Origin of the sequence: Kitasatospora sp. NBC_01250 (assembly GCF_036226465.1) — a bacterium.
In the GTDB taxonomy this organism is placed as follows: domain Bacteria; phylum Actinomycetota; class Actinomycetes; order Streptomycetales; family Streptomycetaceae; genus Kitasatospora.
In genome coordinates this window covers 8,240,466-8,262,456 of record NZ_CP108476.1, presented here as the reverse complement: position 1 = coordinate 8,262,456, position 21,991 = coordinate 8,240,466, and the positions used below count along the sequence as shown (strand labels likewise).

The 21,991-nt window shown below is 75.3% G+C and carries 3 protein-coding genes; all 3 read right to left on the bottom strand.

Going from position 1 to position 21,991, the window contains the following annotated elements:
- Window positions 1-5: 5 nt before the first annotated feature.
- Window positions 6-18,056: a non-ribosomal peptide synthetase gene (locus OG500_RS34755; RefSeq protein ID WP_329586161.1), complete on the bottom strand. Its 18,051-nt coding sequence runs from the start codon at window positions 18,054-18,056 to the stop codon at window positions 6-8.
- Window positions 18,057-18,201: 145 nt separating this feature from the next.
- Entirely contained in the window at window positions 18,202-20,826 is a 2,625-nt protein-coding gene (locus OG500_RS34750; RefSeq protein ID WP_329586157.1) for a type I polyketide synthase, read from the bottom strand.
- Between the two features lie 20 nt (window positions 20,827-20,846).
- On the bottom strand, window positions 20,847-21,980 hold the full coding sequence (locus OG500_RS34745) for an OzmP (protein WP_327070810.1): 1,134 nt from the start codon (window positions 21,978-21,980) through the stop codon (window positions 20,847-20,849).
- Between the last annotated feature and the right edge of the window lie 11 nt (window positions 21,981-21,991).

Here is a 21,991-nt window from a genome sequence, read left to right as displayed (position 1 = left end):
CGCGGTCACCGGTAGCTGTCCCAGAACAGGCCCGTGGCGGCGGGCGCCACGGGTTCGCCGGTGCCCCGCACGATCACCCGGCGGTTGAGCTCGGGCTGCGGCAGCGGCGGGCGGGCGCCGCGGTGGCCGGCCGGCGCGGGGCCGAGCAGCAGGTGGGCGTTGGTGCCGCCGTCGGCGAAGCAGTTGATGGCGGCCAGCTCGGCCGTGGCCGGCCAGGGCTGCGCCTGCCTGGGGAAGTACAGCGGGGAGGCGGCCAGGTCGAAGTGCTTCAGCGGTTCCTGACCGGAGCCGAACGGCACCTGCTCGCGGTGCTGCAGCATCAGCACCACCTTGACGAAGGCGGCGATGCCCTCGGCGGCCAGCGGGTGGCCGATGTTGGGCTTGATCGAGCCGAGCGCCACGGGCTGCGCGGACCCGCTGCGGTAGACGCCCTCCACCGCCTTGAGTTCGAGCAGGTCGGTGACGGTCGAGCCGGAGCCGTTGGCCTCCACCCAGCCGACGTCCTGCGGCTGGTGGCCGCTGCGGGTCAGTGCCGTCACCATCACCTCCTTCTGCGCCTGGAGGTTGGGCGTGGCCGGGCCCGCGGTGCGGCCGTCGTTGTTGATCGCGATGCCCTTGAGCACCGCGAGCACCCGGTCGCCGTCGGCCTGCGCGGCGGCCAGCGGCTTGAGCAGGACGACGCCGACGCCCTCGCCGAGCACCAGGCCCGCCGCCCGGCTGTCGAAGACGTGGAACTCGGCGCCCGGGTTGAGCAGTCCGCGGCGGCCGAAGACCTGGTGGGCCCGGTCGTCCGCGAGCAGGCTCACCCCCGCGACCACGGCCGACTCGATGTCGCCCGCGCGCAGCGCCTGCACGGCCATGTCCATCGCCACCAGGGCGGAGGAGCAGGCGGTGTCGACCACCAGGCTGGGACCCTGGAAGTCGAAGAACTGCGAGATGTTGGCGGCCAGGTAGTTCTGCCCGGTGACCACCACCGGGTTCTTGGCCTGCTCCAGCAGCGCGCCGTCCGGGGTGTGGGTGGCCCGGCCGCCGACGTAGACGCCGATCCGGCGGCCCTTCAGCTCGGCCGGACGGTAGCCGGCCTGGTGCACGGCGCGGTGCACCTCCTCCATCAGCAGCAGTGCCTGCGGGTCCATCGCCGCGACGTCCGCCTCGGAGAGCAGGAAGGCCTCCGGGTCGAAGCGCAGTTCCTCGGGCAGCAGGCCGGCGTGGTAGCCGAGCGGGCGGCCGAACCGCCGCTCGGGGATCGGGCGCAGCGCCGAACGGCCCTGGCGCAGCAGCTCCCAGTACGCCTCGGCCGAACCGGCCTCGGGGAACCGGCAGGACAGGCCCACCACCGCGATGTCGCCGGTGGCGCGGGGCTGCTCGGCGGCGGGGCGCGCGGGGGGCTGGGGTGCGGGTGCGGGCGCGGGGGCTGCGACAACGGGGGTGCCCACGCTGCCCGGGGTGCCCGCGGTACTCGGGGTGCTCGTGCCGAAGGCGGCGAGCAGCTCCACCGGGTGCTCCTCGGCGAGGTAGGCCGCGAAGCCGTCGACCGTGGGGTACTCCAGCAGCGCCGAGGGGTCGACCGAGACGTCGAGCCGCTTGGCGACGGTCTGGACCAGCTGGGAGACCATGATCGAGTCGATGCCGAAGTCCTGCACCGGCACGTCACCGGTCAGCCTCGCCCGGTCGAACCGGAGGTCCGCCGCGAGGCGGTCCAGCAGCCAGCCGGCCACCGCCGCGATCGCCCCCTGAGCCTCCTTGCCAGCGGCGGGTGTTGCCGCTGCCGGTGCGGCGGCGGGGGTCGGCGCGAGCGCAGCCGCCGCGGCGGGCGCCGAAGCAGCCGGAGCAGCCGGTACCGCCTCCAGCCGACGGGCCGTCAGCCGCTCGGGGCGCCAGTCGGCACCTGCCCTGGCCACCGCGGGCAGCACCACCCGGGCACCGCTCGCAAGCGCCCGGTCCAGCAGGCCGAGCCCCTGCTCGTCCGTCAGGGCGGCCAGGCCCGAGGCCTGGTAGGCGGCGCTGCGCGCCTCCCCCATGCCGGTCTCCTTCCAGCTCGGCCACTGCACGCTGACCAGCGGCAGACCGTACGGGCGGGCCTCGGCGACCGCGTCCAGGTAGGCGTTGGCCATCGCGTAGTCGCTCTGGCCGACCGCGAGCGCGGGCAGCACGGCGGCGACCGAGGAGTACAGCACGAACAGGCTCAGCGGCTCGTCGCGGAAGCACTCCACCAGTGCGTCGACGCCGAGGATCTTCGGGCCGATCACCCGGGCGATGCCGGTCTGCGTCTTGCGCACGAAGGCGGGGTTCTCGAAGTCGGTGAAGCCGGCGCTGTGGACCACCCCGCCCACCGGACCCATCCGGCGCCGGACCTCCGCCAGGGTCTTGGCCAGTGCCTCCGGCTCCTCCAGCGGGACGGCCAGGGCCTCCAGTTCGACGCCCTGCGCGACCAGCTCGGCCAGCGGGCGCAGCTTGCGGCCGAGCGGGCCGTCGGCGGCGATGTGACCGGCCCACTCGGCCCGGGGCGGCAGCGCCTCGCGGCCGGTGAGGACGAGCTTGCGCACGCCGTGCCGGGCGACGAAGTGCCGGGCGGTCAGCAGCCCCAGGCCGCGGGTGCCGCCGGTCACCCAGAGCACGTAACCGGCCGGGAAGCGCGGCTCGCGCTGCCCGCCGTGGCCGCCCTGGGGGAGTTCGCGCAGCTCGGACCGGTGCCGGATGCCGTCCCGGTAGGCGATCTCGGGCAGGTCGCCCTCGGTGGCCAGCTCCTCGGCCACCCAGTGGCACAGCTGCTCGTCCGTGGTCCGCCGCCCGAGGTCCAGGTGGCGCGAGCGCAGGTGGCGGTACTCGCTCTGGAGCATCCGGTACAGGCCCACCCGGGCCGCGCCGCCGAGGCCCACCGGGCCGGCCTGGCCGCTCTCGCCGCCCTCGTCGCTCCCGGTTGCGCGGGAGACCAGCAGCACGGACAGCTCGCGCCGCCCCTGGTCGACCTGGTGTTGGAGCCAGCCGAGCCAGCTCGGCAGCAGGGAGTGGGCGGGCGGCAGCGCCGGGTCGGCGCAGCCGGCCAGGTCGACCACGGCGTCGAACCGGTCCCAGCGGGTGGCGGGGTCGGCGAGTTCCGCGGTGAGCCGTTCGCCGGTCAGCACCTCGGCGGCGGGCAGCAGAGCCGCCAGCCGGGCAGCCAGCGCCTCGGTGCCCGGCACGGCCAGCACGGCGGTGCATCCGGGAAGCGCGGTGCGGGCGGCGGCCGGGGCGGGGACCCACTGCCGGGTCAGCAGCAGCCCCTGGGGGGCGGGTTCGCCCGTGCCCTGGGGGGTCGGCACGGCGCTGGTGGGCCGGGCGGTGGTCGGCGCGACGGTCCTCAGCGCGGCGAGTTCGGCGTCGGCGGCGGCCAGCCAGACCCGGTCGCCCTCGAAGGGGTAGCCGGGCAGCGGCACCCGCCTCGGCCGGGTGCCGGGGTGCAGGGCCGACCAGTCCACCGAGCGGCCCGCGGTCCAGGCCTCGGCGCAGGCGGCGGGCTCGGCGGCCGGTGCCTCGCCCGCGGCCGGGCGGCGCGGGTCGACCACGCCGGTCCAGCTCCCGGCCGGCTGGCCGCCGGCCGCCGACTCCTCCAGTCGGGCGGCGAGTTCCGGCAGGTCGTGGAAGAGCACCGCGAGCCGGTGGGCCATCGCCTCGCGCCCGCTCTGCAGCGTCCAGGCGACCTCGGCGGGTGCGGCCTGGGCCCCCTCGGCGCGCAGGTGGGCCGCCAGGCGGCGGGCCTGCGCGGTCAGGTGGCGGGCGTCCTTGGCGGAGAGCACGGCCAGCTGCGGGCCGGGGGCCGGGACGGACGGTGGCGCCTGCTCGCCGAGGTACTCCTGCAGGATGATGTGGGCGTTGGTGCCGCCCGCGCCGAACGAGCTCACCCCCGCCGTCCTGGGCCGCACCGTGCCGTCCGCGAGCACCCGGCGCGGCCACGGCGCGCCCTCGCGCTGGACCCGGAACGGTGTGGTGGCGAAGTCGATGTTCGGGTTGAGCCGGTCCGCGTGCAGCGAGGGCGCCAGCTCGCCGTGGCGCAGTTGGAGCAGCACCTTGGTGATCGCGGCGATCCCGGCGGCCGACTCGGCGTGCCCGATGTTGGACTTCACCGAGCCGATCGGCAGCTGCTCGGGCAGCTCCTTGCCGAAGGCCCGCAGCATGCCGTTGACCTCCACCGGGTCACCGAGGGCGGTGCCGGTGCCGTGCGCCTCCAGGTAGTCCAGGTCGGCGGCGCTCAGCCGGGCCCGGTCGAGCGCGGCGCGCACCAGGTCGCCCTGCGCCTTGGGGTTGGGCACGCTGTAACCCGCGCCCGCGCCACCGTGGTTGACGCTGGAGGCCTTGACCACCGCGAGGATCCGGTCGCCGTCGGCGAGGGCCGCGTCCAGCCGCTTGAGCAGCACCGCACCGGAGCCCTCGGCCGGCACGTAGCCGGTGCCGCCCTCGCCGAAGCTGCGGCAGCGGCCGTCCTCGGCGAGGAAGCCGCGCTGGGCGAGCTGGAGGAACTTCACCGGGTGGCTGGAGATGTTGACGCCACCGGCCACCGCCACCTCGCAGTCGCCATTGCGGATCGCCAGGCAGGCCTGGTGGATGGTGACCAGCGAGGAGGAGCACATGGTGTCCAGCGCGACGCTGGGCCCGGCGAAGTCGAAGAAGTACGAGACCCGGTTGGCCACCGAGGCGTAGGACGAGGAGGTGGCGAAGCCCGTGCCGCGCAGCGCCTCCTGCACGCCGTAGAGCTGGTAGTGGCCGTACATCATGCCGACGAAGACGCCGGTGCGGGTGCCGCGCAGCTGCTCGCGGGTGTAGCCGGCGTCCTCCAGCAGGTGCCAGACGGTCTCCAGGAAGACCCGCTCCTGCGGGTCGGTGTGCTCGGCCTCGATCTGCGACATCCGGAAGAAGAGCGGGTCGAAGCGGTCGGCGCCGCGTACGAAGCCGCCCCACTTGCCGTAGGTCTTGCCGAAGACGGACTTGTCCGGGCTGTAGAAGCCGTCGTGGTCCCACCGCTCGCCCGGGATCTCCTCCACGCTGTCCCGGCCGGCGCGCAGGTTGCGCCAGAACTCGTCGACGTCGTCGGCCTGCGGGTAGCGTCCGGCGACGCCGATGATGGCGATCTCCTCGCTCCCGGCGGCGGGGCGCAGCGGAGCGGCGAGGGGCGCGGGCGCAGGCTCGGCCACGGGGGCGGCCACGGACGGCGCGACGGGCGCGGGTGCGGCCACGGGCGCTGCGACGGCTTCGGCCACGGGCGCAGGCGCGGGTGCGGCGGCCGGGACGGCGGGCGCGGCGAGCGCCTGCGGGTGCTCGGCCGCCAGGTGGCCGGCCAGCTCACGGACCGTCACGTACTCGAAGAGCAGGGTCTTGGAGAGCGGCCCGAAGTGTTCCTCCAGCCGGCGCACCAGGCTCATGGTGATCAGCGAGTCCACGCCGTACTGGTCGAAGGACTCCGTGACGGTGATCTCCGTCTCGGGGAGCTTCAACTCCTCGGCCAGCAGCCGCAGCAGCAGCTGCTCGGCCTGTGCCTGCGCGTCGCCCGAGGCCTGCGGCGCGGCGGCCGGGCCCGCCGTCGGCCGGGCCTGGCCGCCCTCCAGGGCGGCCAGGATCCGCGCCGGGTCGCCCGGGGCGAGCAGCAGGTGCGACGCGCCGCCGGCCAGCGCGCGCTCCAGCGCCGCCAGGCCGGGAGCGGTGCGCAGCGGGCGCATGCCGAGCACCCGGGTCATGTACTCCTCGGCGGCGGCGTCGATCCGCATGCCGCCGTCCGCCCAGACCGGCCAGGCCGCGGAGAGGGTGCGGCCCCGCCGGGCGCCACTGTGGCGCTGCCGCTCGCGCTCGGCGGCGAAGTGGTCCAGGAAGGCGTTGGCGAAGGCGTAGTCGCTCTGGCCGATGTTGCCGAACGCGGCGGCTGCGGAGGAGAAGAGCACGAAGTGCGCCAGCGGCTCGTCCTTGGTCGCCTCGTCGAGCAGCACCGTGCCCTGCACCTTGGCGGCCAGGACGGCATCCGCGTCCGCCCGCTCCTTGCGCTGGAGCAGGCCGTCGCGCAGCACTCCGGCGGCGTGCAGGACGCCGCCGACCGCGCCGTGGTCGCGGCGGGCCCCGGCGACCAGCGCGCGCACCTGGGCGGCGTCGGCGAGGTCGGCCTGCACGAAGGTGGCGCCGATGGCCGCGATCCGCTCCCGCGTCCGCGCGTCGGGCGTGCGGCGGGCAGCGAGCACGATCGCGTCGGCGGGCAGCCCGGCGGCGCGCCGCACGCCGGCCAGGTGCTCGGCGAGCAGCAGCCCGAGTGCACCGGTGCCGCCGGTGATCAGCTGGGCGCCGGGGCCGGTGAACGCCGCGCCGGTGGCGGCGGGCAGCTCGACCTGTCGCCAGGCGCGCCGGGTCCGGCCCAGCTCGCCGATCCGTACCTCGGGCTCGCCCTCGGCGCCGAGTTCGGCCACCACCGCCTCGGCGAGGGAGCCGGTCGCGACCGCCAGCACGCCGAAGTCGACGGCCGGGTGCTCCAGCCGCACCGAGCGGGCGAAGGCGGCCATCGCCGGGTGGACCGGCGAGGCGGCGGGGTCGCGGTGGACGTAGAGGTGGCGCAGCGCGCCGCGCCGCTCGCGCTGCCAAGCCTGGAGGAAGGCCAGCGCGGCGTGGAAGCCGGTCTCCAGCGCGCTGCCGGGCTCGCGCTGCTCGCCGGCCAGCTGCACCACGTGGACCGGGCCGTGCTGCCCGGCCCGCACCGCGGCCGCGGCGTCGAAGCCGGCGCCCAGCTCGATCCGGTGGGTGGTCACCCCCAGCTCGGCCAGCGCGGCGCCGACCGCGATGCCCTGGGAGCCGGCGTCCAGCAGCAGCACGGTGCCGGTGAGCTCGCGCCGGGCGGCCTCGGCGGGCTGCCAGTGGGGCTCGAAGGCGGCCACCGCGTCCACCGGCGGCCGCACGGGCACCGCGCGCAGCGTGAAGTCCTCGATCGCGGCGACCACCTGGCCGCTCATGTCGAGCAGCGTCACGTCGAAGCCGAGCGTGCCGGGCGGCACCGGGCGCCGGGCGCGGGTGGCGTGGGCGTGCACCTGTTCCGGCAGCCGGCCGTACAGGCGCACCGAGCCCAGCGAGTACGGCAGGTAGGGCACCGGGACGGCGGGGTCGCCGGCGCCGGGGGCCAGCCGGCCCGCGGTCTGCAGGGCCGCGTCGAGCAGCGAGGGGTGGAAGACGTAGGCGTCCGCGTCCGCGCGGCGCTCCGCGGGCAGTCGCAGCGTCGCCAGCACCTCGTGCTCGCCCTCGGCGAGTTCCTCGATCACCTGGAAGCTCGGGCCGTAGGCGAAGCCGAGCCGGGTGAAGGCCTGGTAGCACTCCGCGCCGGGGTGCACCCGGGTGCAGCGGGCGCGCACGCCCGCCAGGTCGACCGGGGCGGGGCGCTCGGCGGGCCCGGGCTCGCCGAGCAGCAGGGTGCCGCGCGCGTGCACCGGGGCACCGTCGCCGGCACCGGCCACCTCGAAGGCCGTCCCGGTGAGCCTGACCTCCAGCCGGTGCTCGCCACCGGCGGGGAGGCGGACCGGGCTGGCCCACACCAGGCCGTCGACACCGCGCACCGGCCGTTGTCCGGCGGCCAGTTCGCCCGCCAGGCGGGCCATCTCCAGGTAGGCCACGCCGGGCAGCACCAGCTCGCCGCCGACCACGTGGTCGCGCAGGTAGAACTCCTCGCCGGTGAGCGTCTTGGCGTACACCTGCTGCCCGGCGGTGGAGCGGTCGGCGTCCAGCAGGGTCGGGTGCAGCCGGGCGGGCGCCCCGTCGGGGGCCTGCGCCGGGGTGACCCAGTGCCGGGTGCGGGCGAACGGGTAGGCGGGCAGGTGCACCCGGCGGCGCGCGGCGCCCTGGTGCAGGGCGGCCCAGTTAACCTCGGCGCCCGCCAGCCAGGCGTCCACGAGGCTGCTCAGATCGCCCGGGTCCCCGGTCGCGGCGGCCGGGACGTCGGCGGCGGCGCGCTCGGCCCGTCCTGTGCGCACCGAGGACGGGCGCCCGGCCAGGTGCTCGGCCAGCTCGGTGCGGAGCGCGGCGGTGCCGTGGGCGACCACGGCGAGCCGGTGGGCCATCGGCTCGCGGCCCAGCTGCAGGGTGTGGGCGAGGTCGGCCGGGTGGACCTGCTGCCCGGCCAGGTGGTCGGCGAGCCGCTGGGCGGTCAGCCGCAGCGCCTGCGGGTCACGGGCGGAGAGCACGAACAGCTGCTCCGCGGCCTGCTCCGCACGGATGTCCGGCACGGTCGGTTCCTCCAGGACGAGGTGCGCGTTGGCCCCGCCGAAGCCGAAGGAGCTGACCCCGCCGCGGCGCGGCAGCTCTCCTCCGGCCTCGTCGCGCGGGCGCGGCCAGGGTCGGGCGGTGGCGGCGACCTCGAACGGGCCGCCGTCCAGCTCCAGGTAGGGGTTCTGCTCCTGGAAGTGCAGGCTGGCCGGGATCGTGCCGTGCCGCAGCGCGAGCGCGACCTTGAACAGCCCGGCGATGCCCGCGGCGGCCTCCAGGTGACCGATGTTGGTCTTGACCGAGCCGATGGCGCAGCCGGCCGCCGGGGCCGGGCCGCGCTCGGCGCGCAGCCGGCGGAAGGCGGTGCTCAGCCCGGTGGTCTCGATCGGGTCGCCCAGCGCGGTGCCGGTGCCGTGCGCCTCGATGTAGCCGACGGTCGCGAGCGGCACGCCGGCGGCCCGGTAGGCCTCGACCAGCAGGTCGGCCTGGGCGTCGGGGTTGGGGGCGGTGAGCGAGGTGCTGCGCCCGCCGTGGCCCAGCGCGACCGCCTTGATCACCGCGTGCACCGCATCGCCGTCGCGCCGGGCCCGGTCGTTCGCCTTGAGCAGCACCACGCCGGCGCCCTCGCCGCGCACGTAGCCGTCGGCCCGGGCGTCGAAGGCCTTGCACCGGCCGTCGGGGCTGAGCATCTCGCCCTGGCTGAGCGCCTCGTAGACGCCCGGCGCCAGGATCAGGCTCACTCCGCCGGCGATCGCCAGGTCGCAACTGCCCTCGCGCAGTGCGGCGCAGGCCTGGTGGACGGCGGTCAGCGAGCCGGAGCAGGCCGTGTCCACGGCGATGCTCGGGCCGCGCAGGTCCAGCAGGTAGGAGACCCGGTTGGGGATGATGGAGAGCGCGGCGCCGGTGAGGGTGTGGCCCTCGGTGCCGCGCCCGGCGGCCCGCTGCACCTCCAGGTAGTCGGAGTTGGTGACCGCGACGAACACGCCCACCCGCTTGCCGGCCAGTTCGGAGGGGCGGTAGCCCGCGTCCTCGATCGCCGACCAGACCACCTCCAGCATCAGGCGCTGCTGGGGGTCCATCAACTCGGCCTCGCGCGGGGAGATCCCGAAGAACGCGGCGTCGAAGCGGTCGACGTCGGGGGCGAAGCCGCCCCAGCGGGAGCGGGAGCGCGGCTGGTCGCGCCAGTCCCAGCGGTCGGCGGGGATCTCGCCGACCAGGTCGTCGCCGGCGGCCAGGTGCTGCCAGAACTCCTCGAGGTCGGCGGAGCCCGGCAGGCGCCCGGCCATGCCGATCACCGCGATGTCCTCGGGGCGGCCCGGCTGCGCGGGTTCGCGGACGGGCTCGGGGGCGGCGACCGTCGCCCCGGCCGGAGCGGGCGCGCTGCCGAACCGGGCGGCCAGCTCGGCCCGGTGGTGCTCCCACAGGTGCTCGGCCAGCGCGAGCAGGGTGCCGCGGCGGTAGAAGAGCGTGGGGTAGACCTCGATGCCGTACGCCTTGCGCAGCTCGGCGCTGAGCGCGGTGAAGGTCACCGAGTTCATGCCCACCTCGCCGAGCGGGGTGCGCGCGCCGATCTCCTCCGGGCGCGCCTGGACCAGACCGGCGACCAGCCGGGCCAGGTCGGCCACCAGTGCCTGCAGCCGCTCGCCGGGGCCGCCGACGGCCTCGGCGGCGGGGTGCGGCTCGCCGGCGCCCGCGGCGCCGAAGGCGGCCCGCAGCTCGGCGGGCGACAGGCCCGCGAGCCGCACCCGGTCCACCTTCTCGTTGAGGGTGCGGGGGAAGCCGGTGACCCGGATCAGCGCGTCGGGCAGCATGTGCTCCGGCAGCCAGGCCGCCAGCTGCTCGCGGGTCGGCTCGGCGGCGCCGTCGGCGAGCAGGTAGGCGGCCAGCAGCGCGTGGTTGCCGCCGCCCAGGTCACGGGCGACCACCACGGCCTCGCGCACGCCGGGCAGGCGGCGCAGGGTCGCCTCGATCTCCTCCAGCTCCACCCGGAAGCCGCGCACCTTGACCTGGGAGTCGATCCGGCCCAGGTACTCGATCCGGCCGTCGGGCAGCCGGCGCACCAGGTCGCCGGTGCGGTACATCCGCGCGTCCGGGTCGCCCGCCCACGGGTCGGGCAGGAAGCGCTCGGTGGTCAGCTCGGGGCGGCCGAGGTAGCCGTCGGCCACCCCGTGGCCGCCGATGTGGAGCTCGCCGGCCACCCCGGTCGGCACCCGGCGGCGTGCGCTGTCCAGCACGTGCAGCACGGTGTTGGCGATCGGGGTGCCGATGGTCACCCGCTCGCCCGCCGCCAGCCGGCTCGCCGCCGACCAGATGGTGGTCTCGGTGGGCCCGTAGAGGTTCCACACCGCGCGGTTGCCGGCCAGCAGCGCCTGGGCGGTGTCGCCGGAGAGCGCCTCGCCGCCGCACAGCACGGTGAGGTCGGCGCTGCCCTGCCAGCCGGCGGCCAGCAGCATGCTCCAGGTCGCCGGGGTGGCCTGGACGACGGTGGCGGCGGAGCGCTCGACGGCCGCCCGCAGCCGCAGGCCGTCCCGGGCGGTCTCGGTGGCCACCAGCTCCACCGTGCCGCCGCTGATCAGCGGCAGGTAGAGCTCCAGGCCCGAGATGTCGAAGCAGACCGTGGTCAGCGCCAGCAGCGTGTCCGCCGGGCCGAAGCCGGGCTCCCGCGCCATCGACCAGAGGAAGTTGGTGAGCGCCCGGTGCGGGACCCGCACGCCCTTGGGCCGGCCGGTCGAGCCGGAGGTGTAGATGACGTAGGCGGTGTCCGCGGGCCCGGCGGGGCCGGGCGAGGGGGCGGCGGGCGGCTGCACGTCCGCCTGGTCCACCAGCAGCCGGGGCACCGCGCCGTGGTCGCCCTGGACGGTGGAGTGGGTGAGCATCAGGTGCAGCCCGGCGTCCTCGGCCATGTAGGCCAGGCGCTGCGCCGGGTAGGCGGGATCGAGCGGGACGTAGGCGCCACCGGCGGCCTGCACGGCGAGCAGCGCCACCGGCAGGTCGGCGTCGCGCGGCAGCAGGACGCCCACGGTACGGCCGCGGCCGACCCCGGCGGCCGTCAGGCGCTCCGCCAATGCCACTGTCCTGTCCGCCAGCTGACGGTACGTCAGTTCGGTGTCCTGGTAGCGGACGGCCACCGCGCCGGGGCGGGCCTCGGCCTGGCGCCGCACCAGCTCCCAGACCAGGGTGTCGGCCGGGTAGTCGGCGGCGGCAGGCGGGGCCAGCTGCTCGCGCTCGGCCGCGGTGAGCAGCTCCAGCTCGCCGACGGTGGTCCCGGGCGCCCGCACCGCGTCGGCGAGCAGGGTGGCGAAGTGCTCGCCGATCCGCTCGACGGTGGCGGCGTCGAACAGCTCGGGGTCGTACTTGAGCGAGTAGCGGCAGCCCTCGGCCTGCTCGACCACCTCCAGGGTCAGGTCGAACTCGCCCTCCTGGTGGACGCCTTCCACCGGGCCGAGCACCAGGGCCCGGCCCGGGTCGGCGGCCTGCGCGCCGCGGGTCCAGTTCTGGAAGTAGAAGGCCACGTTGAACGGCGCGCCCGAGGCGAGGTCCGCCCGCCGCAGCTCCTCGGCAAGGGTGATCAGCGGGTAGGCGCTGTGCTCCAGCGCGCCCAGGGTGGTCCGGTGGACCCGGCGGACCAGGGCCCGGAAGGGCTCCTCGCCCTCGATCCGCTCGGCCAGCACCACCATGTTCATGAAGTAGCCGAGCACGTCCTCGTAGCCACCGGCCGGACGGCCCGCGGTGGGCGTGCCGACCGCGATGTCGCCCTGGTCGCTGTAGCGGTGCAGCAGCGCGAACCAGCCCGCCAGCAGGACGCCGAAGAGCGAGACCTGCTCGGCCGCGGCCAGCGCGCGGGCCTGCTCGGCCAGTGCCGCGGGCAGGTGGCCGTCCACACTGGCGCCCCGGAAGCCGGGCACCGGCGGGCGCGGGCGGTCCAGTGGCAGCGGCACGGTGGTCTGCCGGCCGCGCAGCCGCTCCACCCAGTACTCCCGCAGGCGCTGCCCCTCAGCGCTCGCCAGCAACTCGCGCTGCCAGGCCGCGAAGTCGGCATAGCTGCGGGCGGGCCGGTCGGCGGGCAGCAGGCGGCCCGCGCGGACCGTGCGGTAGCCCTGCTCCAGCTCGGCCAGCAGCAGGGCGATGGAGACCCCGTCGAAGACCAGGTGGTGGAAGGCGAGCAGCAGCGCCTGTCGGCCGTCGCCGAGGGTGTAGAGGGTGGCGCGCAGCAGCGGGCCCTCGGCGAGGTCGAAGGTGCGGCGCAGCTCGGTGCGCATCCGGGCCAGCACCTCCTGCTCGGCCACCGAGGTCAGGAAGACCTGCTGGAAGGGCAGTTCGGGCTCGGCGGCGATCCGGACGAACGGCCCGTCGGGGCCGGTGCGCACGCTCGCCCGCAACTCCTCGTGGCGGTCGAGCAGGTCCTGCAGGACCACCCGCAGGGCGAGCACGTCGAGGTCGCGGTCGAGCCAGAGGGCGAGCGGCAGGTTGTAGGCGTAGTTGCCGGGGGCGATCTGCTCGATCACCCACAGTGCGCGCTGTCCCTCGGAGAGTTGATGGACCGTCAGATCGAGGTCCTGGCGCTCCCGGCGCGGGCGCAGCACGAGCTCGGCGGCCACGGCGGCGGGGGCGGCCATCGGGGCCGCAGCGGGTGCGGGGACGGCGGGCGTGGCGGCGGGTGCGGCCTCGGCAGTGGCGGGCGCGGGGGCGGGCGCGGCCTCGGGCGTGGTGGCCGGGACGGCGTCGGCCAGCCAGCCGGCCGCCAGATGGGCGGCCAGCTCGCGCAGCGTCGGGCGCTCGAAGAAGTCGCCGAGCGGCACGCTGACCCCGAAGGCGTCGTCCACGGCGGAGACGATCTTCATGCCGCTGAGCGAGTCGAACCCGTAGTCGGCGAGCGGGCGGTCGGGGTCGATCCGCTCCTCCAGCTTGAGGACCCGCTCCACCAGCTCCCGCAGCCGCTCGCCGACGGTGTCGGCGGCAGCGGCAGCGGCAGTAGCGGGGGTCGTGCCGGCCGGGGCGTCGGCGGTCTCGCCCGGCGCGGCAGCGGCGACGGTCGGCACCGCGCCCAGCACCACCCCGTCGCTCTCGGCGACCAGCACGGTCTGGCCCAGCTCGGCGCGGTCCGCGCCCAGCGCCCGGACCTGGGTGTAGCCCTCCTCGTGCAGCAGACGGGCCCAGCCCTGCGGCGAGGCCAGCGGCGAGTCGGGCATCCGCAGCTCGCCGTCGTCGAAGACCCACCAGCCCTCCAGCACGCCGCCGCCGATGGTCAGCAGCGGGCGCACCGAGGTCAGCTCGTTGAGCACCAGCCAGCCGCCGGGGCGCAGCAGCGCCTTGGCCCGGCGCAGGGTGGCCCGCAGGTTCCTGGTGGCGTGCACCACGTTGGTGGCCAGCACGATGTCCGCCGAGGCCGGCTCGAAGCCCTGCTCGGCGAGCTCCCGGTCCAGGTTGAGCACCTGGAAGCGGGTGAACGGGTAGCGCTCGGCGAAGCGTTCGCGGCCGAACTCCAGGAAGCGCGGCGAGATGTCGGTGAAGGTGTAGCCGACCCGGCCCGGGTGCTCGGCCAGCGCCGGCAGCACCCGCTCGCTGGTGGCGCCGGTGCCGGCGCCCAGCTCGACCACCTGGATCGTCGCCGCGGCCGGCAGCTGCGGCAGCCGCAGGTCGAGGAAGCAGCGGACCGTCTCGCGCACCAGCAGGTTGAAGGAGTCGGTGAGCGGGTTGCCCTTGTAGAAGTTCTGCACCAGCTTCATCGAGGAGCCGGGGAACATGATCTCGGTGGCGCCCACCTCGCCGCGCAGGATCTGCGGATAGGCCTCCAGGAAGAGCCGGTTGAGGGTGACCGTCGGCTCGATGTCCGGGTAGGCGGTGGCCAGTCGGTCGAACTCGGCCGTCCAGCCGGCCGCCGCCGTGGCCTGGTCGACCGCGTCGACGGCGGCCGTGGTGGTGACCTGTTCGCCGTCCCGGGCCAGGAAGCCGGCCCCGGCCAGGATGTTGAGCAGCGCCTCGTGCAGCCGCTGGAACCGGCCCTGGATGCCGAGGGCGCCGCGCAGGTGCTCGCTGTGGTGCCGCTCGCCGGAGCGCCGGAAGACGCCCATCCGCTGGTAGACGCCGAGCAGCATGGGGGCGGAGACCGCCTCCAGCTCCTGGTAGCCGGCGATCACCCGGGCGGCGGCGGGGTCGGTGGCGGTGCCCGCGCCCAGTCGGGCGGCGGCACCGGCGAGGGCGGCCGGGTGGCCGCCGCCGTACGACTCGCCGTCGAGCGCCGGGTCGTGGCCCATCGCCTCCAGGGCACGGCGGTTGGCCCGGATCGGCATCGCCTGCGGCAGGCCGCTGCCCAGGATCCGCCGCACGGCGGCGATCCCCTCGGCGGCGCTGAAGCCGCTGATGCCCAGGCCCGCGAAGATCTCCGCGAGGCCGGGCTGGGCCCCGGAGCCGACCTGGCCCCAGTACCCCTGGTTGATCACGGTGACCGGGAAGTCCAGGCGCTCGCGCAGGAAGAGCGCGTAGGCGTCCTCGGTGGCCGAGGCGCAGATGTAGGCGCCGTTGCCCGCGAAGCTGCCGAAGGAGCCGGCCGAGGAGAAGTAGGCCAGGAAGTCGGGCGACTGCCCGGCGAGGGCGGCGGCGAGCACCGCCGCGCCCTCGGTCTTCACCTTGGTCGCGGCGGTGAAGGAAGCCTCGTCGAGGTCGGCCAGGGTGTGGTTGTCGAAGACCATCGCCGCGTGCACCACCCCGTGCAGGGCGCCGAAGCGGCGGTGCGCCTCGGCGACTGCCGCCGTCAGGTCGGCGGCCGAGCAGGCGTCGCCGCGCAGGTGCGCGACCTGCCCACCGGCGGCCTGGATCGCGGCCACCGCGGCCTGCTGCTCGGCCGTCAGCGCGCCGCGGCTGAACCAGAGCAGCTTGGCGCGGTGGCGCCGGGCCAGGTGCAGGCTCAGCTCCTGGGCGATGCCGCCGGTGCCGCCGATCAGCAGATAGACGCCGCCGTCCCGGAAGACCGGTCCGCTCTCGGGCAGTTCGACCTTGCCCAGGCGGCGCAGGTAGCGCACCCCGCCGCGCAGGGCCGCCGTGCGGCCGGTGCCGTCCAGGGGCTCGGCCAGGATCGCGTCCAGCAGCGGGCGGAGGGCCTCGGACGCCGTCCGGCCGTTGAACTCCTCGGAGGCGAAGTCGAGTCCGGCCACCCGCAGTTCGGGGCACTCCTTCGGGGCGACCTGCAGCAGACCGTGCAGACCGGCGCCGAAGGGGTTGCGCACCGGGCTGCCCGCCACCGGGTGCACGTCGCTGGTGACCGCCACCACCCGGTCGACCGCCGCGGCCCGCAGCAGGTGGAAGAGGGCGTGGGAGCCGTACCGCAGCTGCTCGGCCGCCTGCTCGGCGCCGAGCCCGTCGGTCACCCCGGCGCCGGCCGCACCGAGGTGGAGCACCAGGTCGGCGCGGGCGGCCGCGGCCAGCCAGACCTGCGTGGGCTGCTCGTCCAGCCGGACCAACTCCACCCGGGCGTCCGGCTGGTGGGCCGCGAGGGCCTCGCCCAGCCAGCGCGAGGCGGCGGTCACCAGGGCGACGATCCGCTGCCCAGGACGCGCGGGCTCGGCGGCGGGCGCCTGGGCCCGCACCCAGAGCGGGCGGTAGAAGTCGGGCAGCTCCTCGGCCACCGGCTCGGCTGCCGGCTCGGCCACGGCGTCGGCGACGGCGGGGAGTTGGGGGATCCAGTAGCGCCGCCGGGCGAACGGGTAGCCGGGCAGCTCGATCCGGCGGGCCGCCGCGGGCGTGATCCGCGCCCAGTCGACCCCGGCGCCGGTCACCCAGCGCTCGGCCACCGCGGCCAGGTCGCGCCGGGCCACCGCCTGCTCCAGCGCGGCGGCTTCGGGCCCGGCGAGCTCGATCCGGGCGCGGGCGGCCCGGCCGGTGCTGACCCGGCCCTGCTGTGTTCCGGTCCCGGCGGCGTAGCCGGCCAGCACCTCGGCGGCCTCGGCCGCCGAGCGGGCGACCAGGGCCAGGCGGAACTCGTACGGGGTGCGGCCCGCCTGCAGGGTGTGGGCGACATCGGCCAGCCGCAGGTCCGCGTCCTCGGCCGCCGGCCCGGCGTCGGCGTCGGCGTCGGCGTCGGCGTCGGCCGAGGAGGCGGCCAGTGCCGCGGCCAGCGCGCCGATGGTGTCCGCACTCGTCGCGGCGGCCGTCAGCTCGGTGCCCGACTCGGCGGCCAGCAGCGCGTGGTAGCGGGCGAGCTCGGCCACGCCGAAGCCGCAGTCGGCCAGTTCGGTGCCGAGGTCCAGGAACTCCACGGCCACGCCCACGGTTTCGGCGGCCAGCCGCAGGCAGAGCCGCTGGGCGCGGGCAAGCCCTCGGTGCTCCGGGTCCTGGGCCGGCCGGCCCGGCACGGTGGCCCGGCCCAGGAAGGCCGCCAGGTCCGCCGCGCTCGCCCGCAGCCGGTCCTCGCTCTTGGCGGAGAGCACCAGCAGTTGCTCCGACCCGGCCGCCACCGGCTCGGGCGCGCCGACCGGCAGGTACTCCTCCACGACCACACAGGCGTTGGCGCCGCCGCCGCCGAAGGAGCTGACCACGGCGCGCAGCGGCAGGCGCTCGGTGGCGCCGTCCGCGTCCGGGCGCTCAAGGTGCACCCAGGGCTGCAGGGTCTGCTGCACCTCGAAGGGGGTGCGGGCGAAGTCGATCTCCGGGTTGCGGCGCGCCGAGTGCAGCGAGGGCACCAGCAGCCGGTGCCGGAACTGCAGCAGCACCTTGGTCAGGCCCGCGATGCCCGCCGCCGACTCCAGGTGGCCGATGTTGGACTTGACCGAGCCGACCGCGACGGCGGGCCGCTCCCGGTCGGACGCGGGGTCGATCCGCCCGCCGAAGGCCTCCAGCAGCCCGGCGATCTCGATCGGGTCCCCCAGCGGGGTACCGGTGCCGTGCGCCTCCACGTAGCCGACGGTCTCGGCGGCCACCTGGGCGCGCTCCAGCGCCGCGCGGATCACCGCGGTCTGCGCAGCCGCACTCGGCACGGTGTAACCGCCGGTCTTGCCACCGGAGTTGATGCTTGATCCACGGATCACCCCGAGCACCCGGTCGCCGTCGGCCAGCGCCTTGGCCAGCGGCTTGAGCAGCACCGCGCCCACGCCCTCACCGTCGACGAAGCCGTCCGCGTCCGCGCCGAAGCTCTTCAGCCGGTCGTCGTGCGCGATCATCCCGCGCTGCGCCAGGGTGCGCAGGTGCATGGGATGCAGGATCAGGTTGACGCCGCCCGCGATCGCCGCCGCGCACTCGCCGGTGCGCAGGCTCTCGCAGGCCAGGTGGATCGCGGTCAGCGAGGCGGAGCAGGCGGTGTCCACCGCGAGGCTGGGGCCGGTGAAGTCGAAGGTGTAGGAGACCCGGTTGGCGATCGACCAGTGGTTGGAGTGCGCGTCGCTCGGCACGCCCAGCGCGTTCGCCTCGCCGCCCATCCACTCGTAGTTGCTGTTCATCACGCCGACGAAGACGCCCACCCGGCCCTGGGCCGCGAGGGTGGCGGCGGGGTAGCCGGCGTCGTCCAGGGTGGCCGCCGCGGTCTGCAGGAACAGCCGCTCCTGCGGGTCCATCGCCTCGGCGTCGGCGGGCGAGATCTGGAAGAAGAGCGGGTCGAACTTGTCGACGTCGTCGATGAATCCGGCCCATTTGCTGTAACTGCCGCGCACGCCGCTGGGATCGAAGTGCGCGTCGGCGTCCCAGCGGTCGGCGGGCACCTCCCGGATGCAGTGCCGGCCGGCGAGCAGGTTGTCCCACAGCTCGCCGACCGTCCCGGCCAGCGGGTAGCGGCCGGCGACACCGACGATCGCCACGCCCTCGCTCGCCGGGGCCGGGGTACCGGCACCCCGGGCCAGCAGGCTCAGCAGCAGCTTCCGCTTGTCGTCCACAGTTCTCTCTCTCACAGGGTCATCGGGCGCGGGGTCAGCGGGCCCGGTGTCTACCGCCGCTGGGACGACGGGTGGGGAAGCCGGAGGGGCGGGGGCAGAGTGTGTCTCATCATTCGCGCGCCCGGCGGGAATGATGAGACACGGCCTAGTCCTGCCGGGCCGCGGCCCGCTGGGCCCGCCGGGAGGTGCGGGTGGCGGGGGCCGCCGCCCCGGGCTGCGGGCCGGGGGCGAAGCCCATCAGCTCGGCGAGGTTGTCCACGAAGCTGCGGATGGTCGGGAACTCGACGAAGGAGGTGGCCGGGACGGCGAAGTCCAGCTCCTCGCCGAGCCGGGCGACCACCTCGATCAGCACCAGCGAGTCCAGGCCCAGGTCGAAGAGGTTGGTGTCCAGGGCCGCCAGGTGGCGCCCGCCGAGCACCTTGCCGATCCCCTCGACCAGGTAGTCGGTGACCAGCTCCACGTTCTGCTGCCGGTCCTCGGGATCGAACCTGGCGATCAGCCGCTCGGCGTCCGCGGGCGCGGCGGCGGTGGTGTGGGCGCCGGGCTCGACCCAGTGCCGGCGCCGCTCGAAGCGGTGGGTGGGCAGCGGCACCCGGCGGATCTCGCTGCCCTCGTGCACGGCCGCGAAGTCGAGCTCGGCGCCGAGCACCCACTGCTGCCCGGCCAGGGCCAACAGGTGTGCCAGACCGCCCGGTTCACCGGCCGCGGGGGTCAGCGCGACGGGGTGCCGACCGGCCTCGGCGAGCAGCTCGGCGAGGCCCTCGGTCACCCGTCCGGCGGCGGTCCAGCTGCCGGGCAGCAGGCTCTCCTCCTCGGTCAGCCAGCGACCGGTGCCCGGCGCGAGCACCGGCAGCCGCGGCGCCTGCGGCCGCAGCGGCGCGCCGCCCTCGGCCAGGGCCAGCGCCTCGGCGAGCGGCAGCGCCTGGGAGAGCGCCGCCGCCACGGCCAGGCCGGTGCCGCCGGGGGCCAGCCCGGCGGGCTCCACGCCCCAGGCCAGCAGGGTCCGGGCGAGCGCGTACTCGTGGACGAAGCCGGCCCGCGGGCCGCCCTCGCCCAGCAGCGCCTCGGCCGCACCGGGCCGGCCCAGCGCGCCGGCGCAGGCGTCGACCGCCGCCCGGTACTGCGGCACCGCCTGGTACAGCTCGGCGCTGTCCGCGGGCTCGGCCGCGGCGCCGGTCAGCACCAGCACGGGGGCGGTCGGCTCGCGGCCCACCACGCCCTGGCGCAGCTGCTCCTCGTCGCCCAGTGCCAGCGCCATGGCGGCCTGCCGGGTGCCGCGGGCCACCAGCGCGAGCCGGTGCGGGTGGCTGCGCCGGCCCAGGCCCAGGGTCTGCGCCACCGCGCCCAGGTCCAGCTCGCGGTGCTGCTTGAGGTGGCGGCCCAGCGCCGCGGCGGCCTGCTGCAGGGCGGCCTCGGAGCGGGCGGAGAGGACCAGCAGCTCGCAGTCGCGCCCGCGCGGGGCGGCGGTCCTGGCGGGGGGCTCCTGCAGCACCACGTGGGCGTTGGTGCCGCCGATCCCGAAGGAGCTGACCCCGGCCAGCCGCGGCCCGTCGGCGGCCGGCCAGGCGGTGGCCTCGGTGTTGACGAAGAACGGGCTCGCGGCGAAGTCGATGTCGGGGTTGGGCGCGGTGTAGTGCAGGCTCGGCACCAGGGTGCCGTGCTCCAGCATCAGCGCGGTCTTGATCAGGCCGGCCAGGCCGGCGGCGGTGTCCAGGTGGCCGATGTTGGTCTTCACCGAGCCGAGCGCGCAGAAGCCGGTCCGGTCGGTGCCCTGGCGGAAGGCCTCGGTGAGCGCGGCCACCTCGATCGGGTCGCCGAGCGGGGTGCCGGTGCCGTGCGCCTCCACGTAGCCGATGCCGTCCGGCTCGACGCCGGCCACCTCCTGGGCGTCGGCGATCACCTCGGCCTGCCCGGCGATGCTCGGCGCGGTGTAGCCGGTCTTGTGCGAGCCGTCGTTGTTGACCGCCGAGCCCTTGATGACCGCGTGGATCCAGTCGCCGTCGGCCAGCGCCTCCTTGAGGCGCTTGAGCACCACCACGCCGGCGCCGCTGCCGATCACCGTGCCCTGGGCGTTCGCGTCGAACGCCCGGCAGTGGCCGTCCGGCGAGAAGATCATGCCCTCCTGGTACTGGTAGCCCTGCTGCGAGCCCAGGTGCACCGCGCCGACCAGGGCCAGCTCGCACTCGCCGCTGAGCAGCGCCAGGCAGGCGGTGTGCACGGCGACCAGCGAGGTGGAGCAGGCGGTGTTGACGTTGATGCTGGGGCCGCGCAGGTCGAGCTTGTAGGAGACCCGGGTGGCCAGGAAGTCCTTGTCGTTGGCCAGCATCAGCCGGTAGTGGTCGATGGAGTTGGCGGTCCGGTAGCGCTCGCCGAGGTTGTGCAGCAGGTAGGTGTTCATGCCCGCACCCGCGTAGACGCCGATGTGGCCCTCGGTGTGCTCCGGGTCGTAGCCGGCCCGCTCCAGGGCCTGCAGCGCGCACTCCAGGAAGATCCGGTGCTGCGGGTCGAGGATCTCGGCCTCGTCGTGGGTGAACTGGAACAGCTCGGAGTCGAACAGGTCGACGTCGGGGATGGTCTGACCGGCCTTCACGTAGCGCGGGTCGGCCAGTCGCTCGGCGGGCACGCCCGCGGCGAGCAGTTCCTCGTCGGTGTAGCGGGTCAGCGTCTCGCGGCCCTCGCGCAGTACGTCCCAGAAGCGCTCGACCGAGTCGGCGCCGGGGAAGCGGCAGACCATGCCGATGATCGCGACATCGGAGTCGGAAACAGTCATGACGGGATTCCCTTCGCTTCTCAGCTGAGCGTGATGCCGAGGTCGGCGGCGACCGAACGCATGTCGAGGAAGCTCTGGGCCACGAAGCGGGCGGCGTCCTCGGAGGCGTCCATCCGCTGGAACACCTCCACCAGCGTGGCCTCGTGGTCCGCCCGGCTGCCCTCGCCGGCGGCGATCGCCCGCACCACCTCGCCCAGCTTCGACTCCACGTCGGCGAGGTCGAGCGAGCGGGGGAACTTGATGCTGAAGGTGTTGCGGTCGTAGTCGGCGTTGCGCTTGACCGAGCGCACATGGCTGGCCGCGTTGAGCTTGTAGAACATGCAGTCGAAATTCTTGAACGAGTAGTAGTTCAGCAGCGGGAACAGCGTGCAGTGGGTCTCCAGCGGCGAGGACTGGTAGAGCCCCTTGGCGCGCAGCTCCTCGACGATCCGGTCCGGGTCGTACTCGTGGCGCATCGCGATGAACGGGAAGACGATCTTCGGCAGGTTCTCGTCCTCGTCGAAGAGCAGCTCCTCCAGCTCGCCGCCGAACAGGGTGTCGGTCAGCCGCTCGCCGAAGGTCTTGTAGAAGCCGCGCACCACCTCGCGGACGTTGGACTCCATGGTGAGGATCTGCTGCGGGTCGGCGCAGAGCGCGATGTACGGGATCTTCTGGCGGTAGGCCATCAGGATCGCGCGCAGCACGAAGAAGGTCCGGCAGGAGACGCAGGGCAGCTTCTCGTCCAGGTACTTGCCCGGCTTCTTGGGCGCCGGACGGTTGAACACCTCGCGCATCATCAGCTTGATGTTGTCGTCGTCGGCGTCCAGCACGAAGGTGGCCGGGATCTTCTCCCGGGCGAGCGCGATGTTCTGCGCGGCGTGCACGCTCTCGAACGGCACGTCGAAGGTGAAGGCCAGCACCCGCTTGCCGTACTCGTTGACGAACTTGTCCAGCATGTAGGTGCTGTCCTTGCCGCCGCTGTACATGAACAGGCAGTCGTACTCCCCGCCGGACGGCGGCGCCTGCTGGAACTCGGTGAACACCTCATTGGTGTAGCGGTAGTTGGTGAGCAGGTCCTCGGCGAAGTCCAGGTTGCAGAGATTGCACACCTGCTGGTCGTCGAGTACCACGCCGGGGTGGTCGGCCTTGAGCGAGCAGACCTTGCAACTGGACACGGAACTCCCTG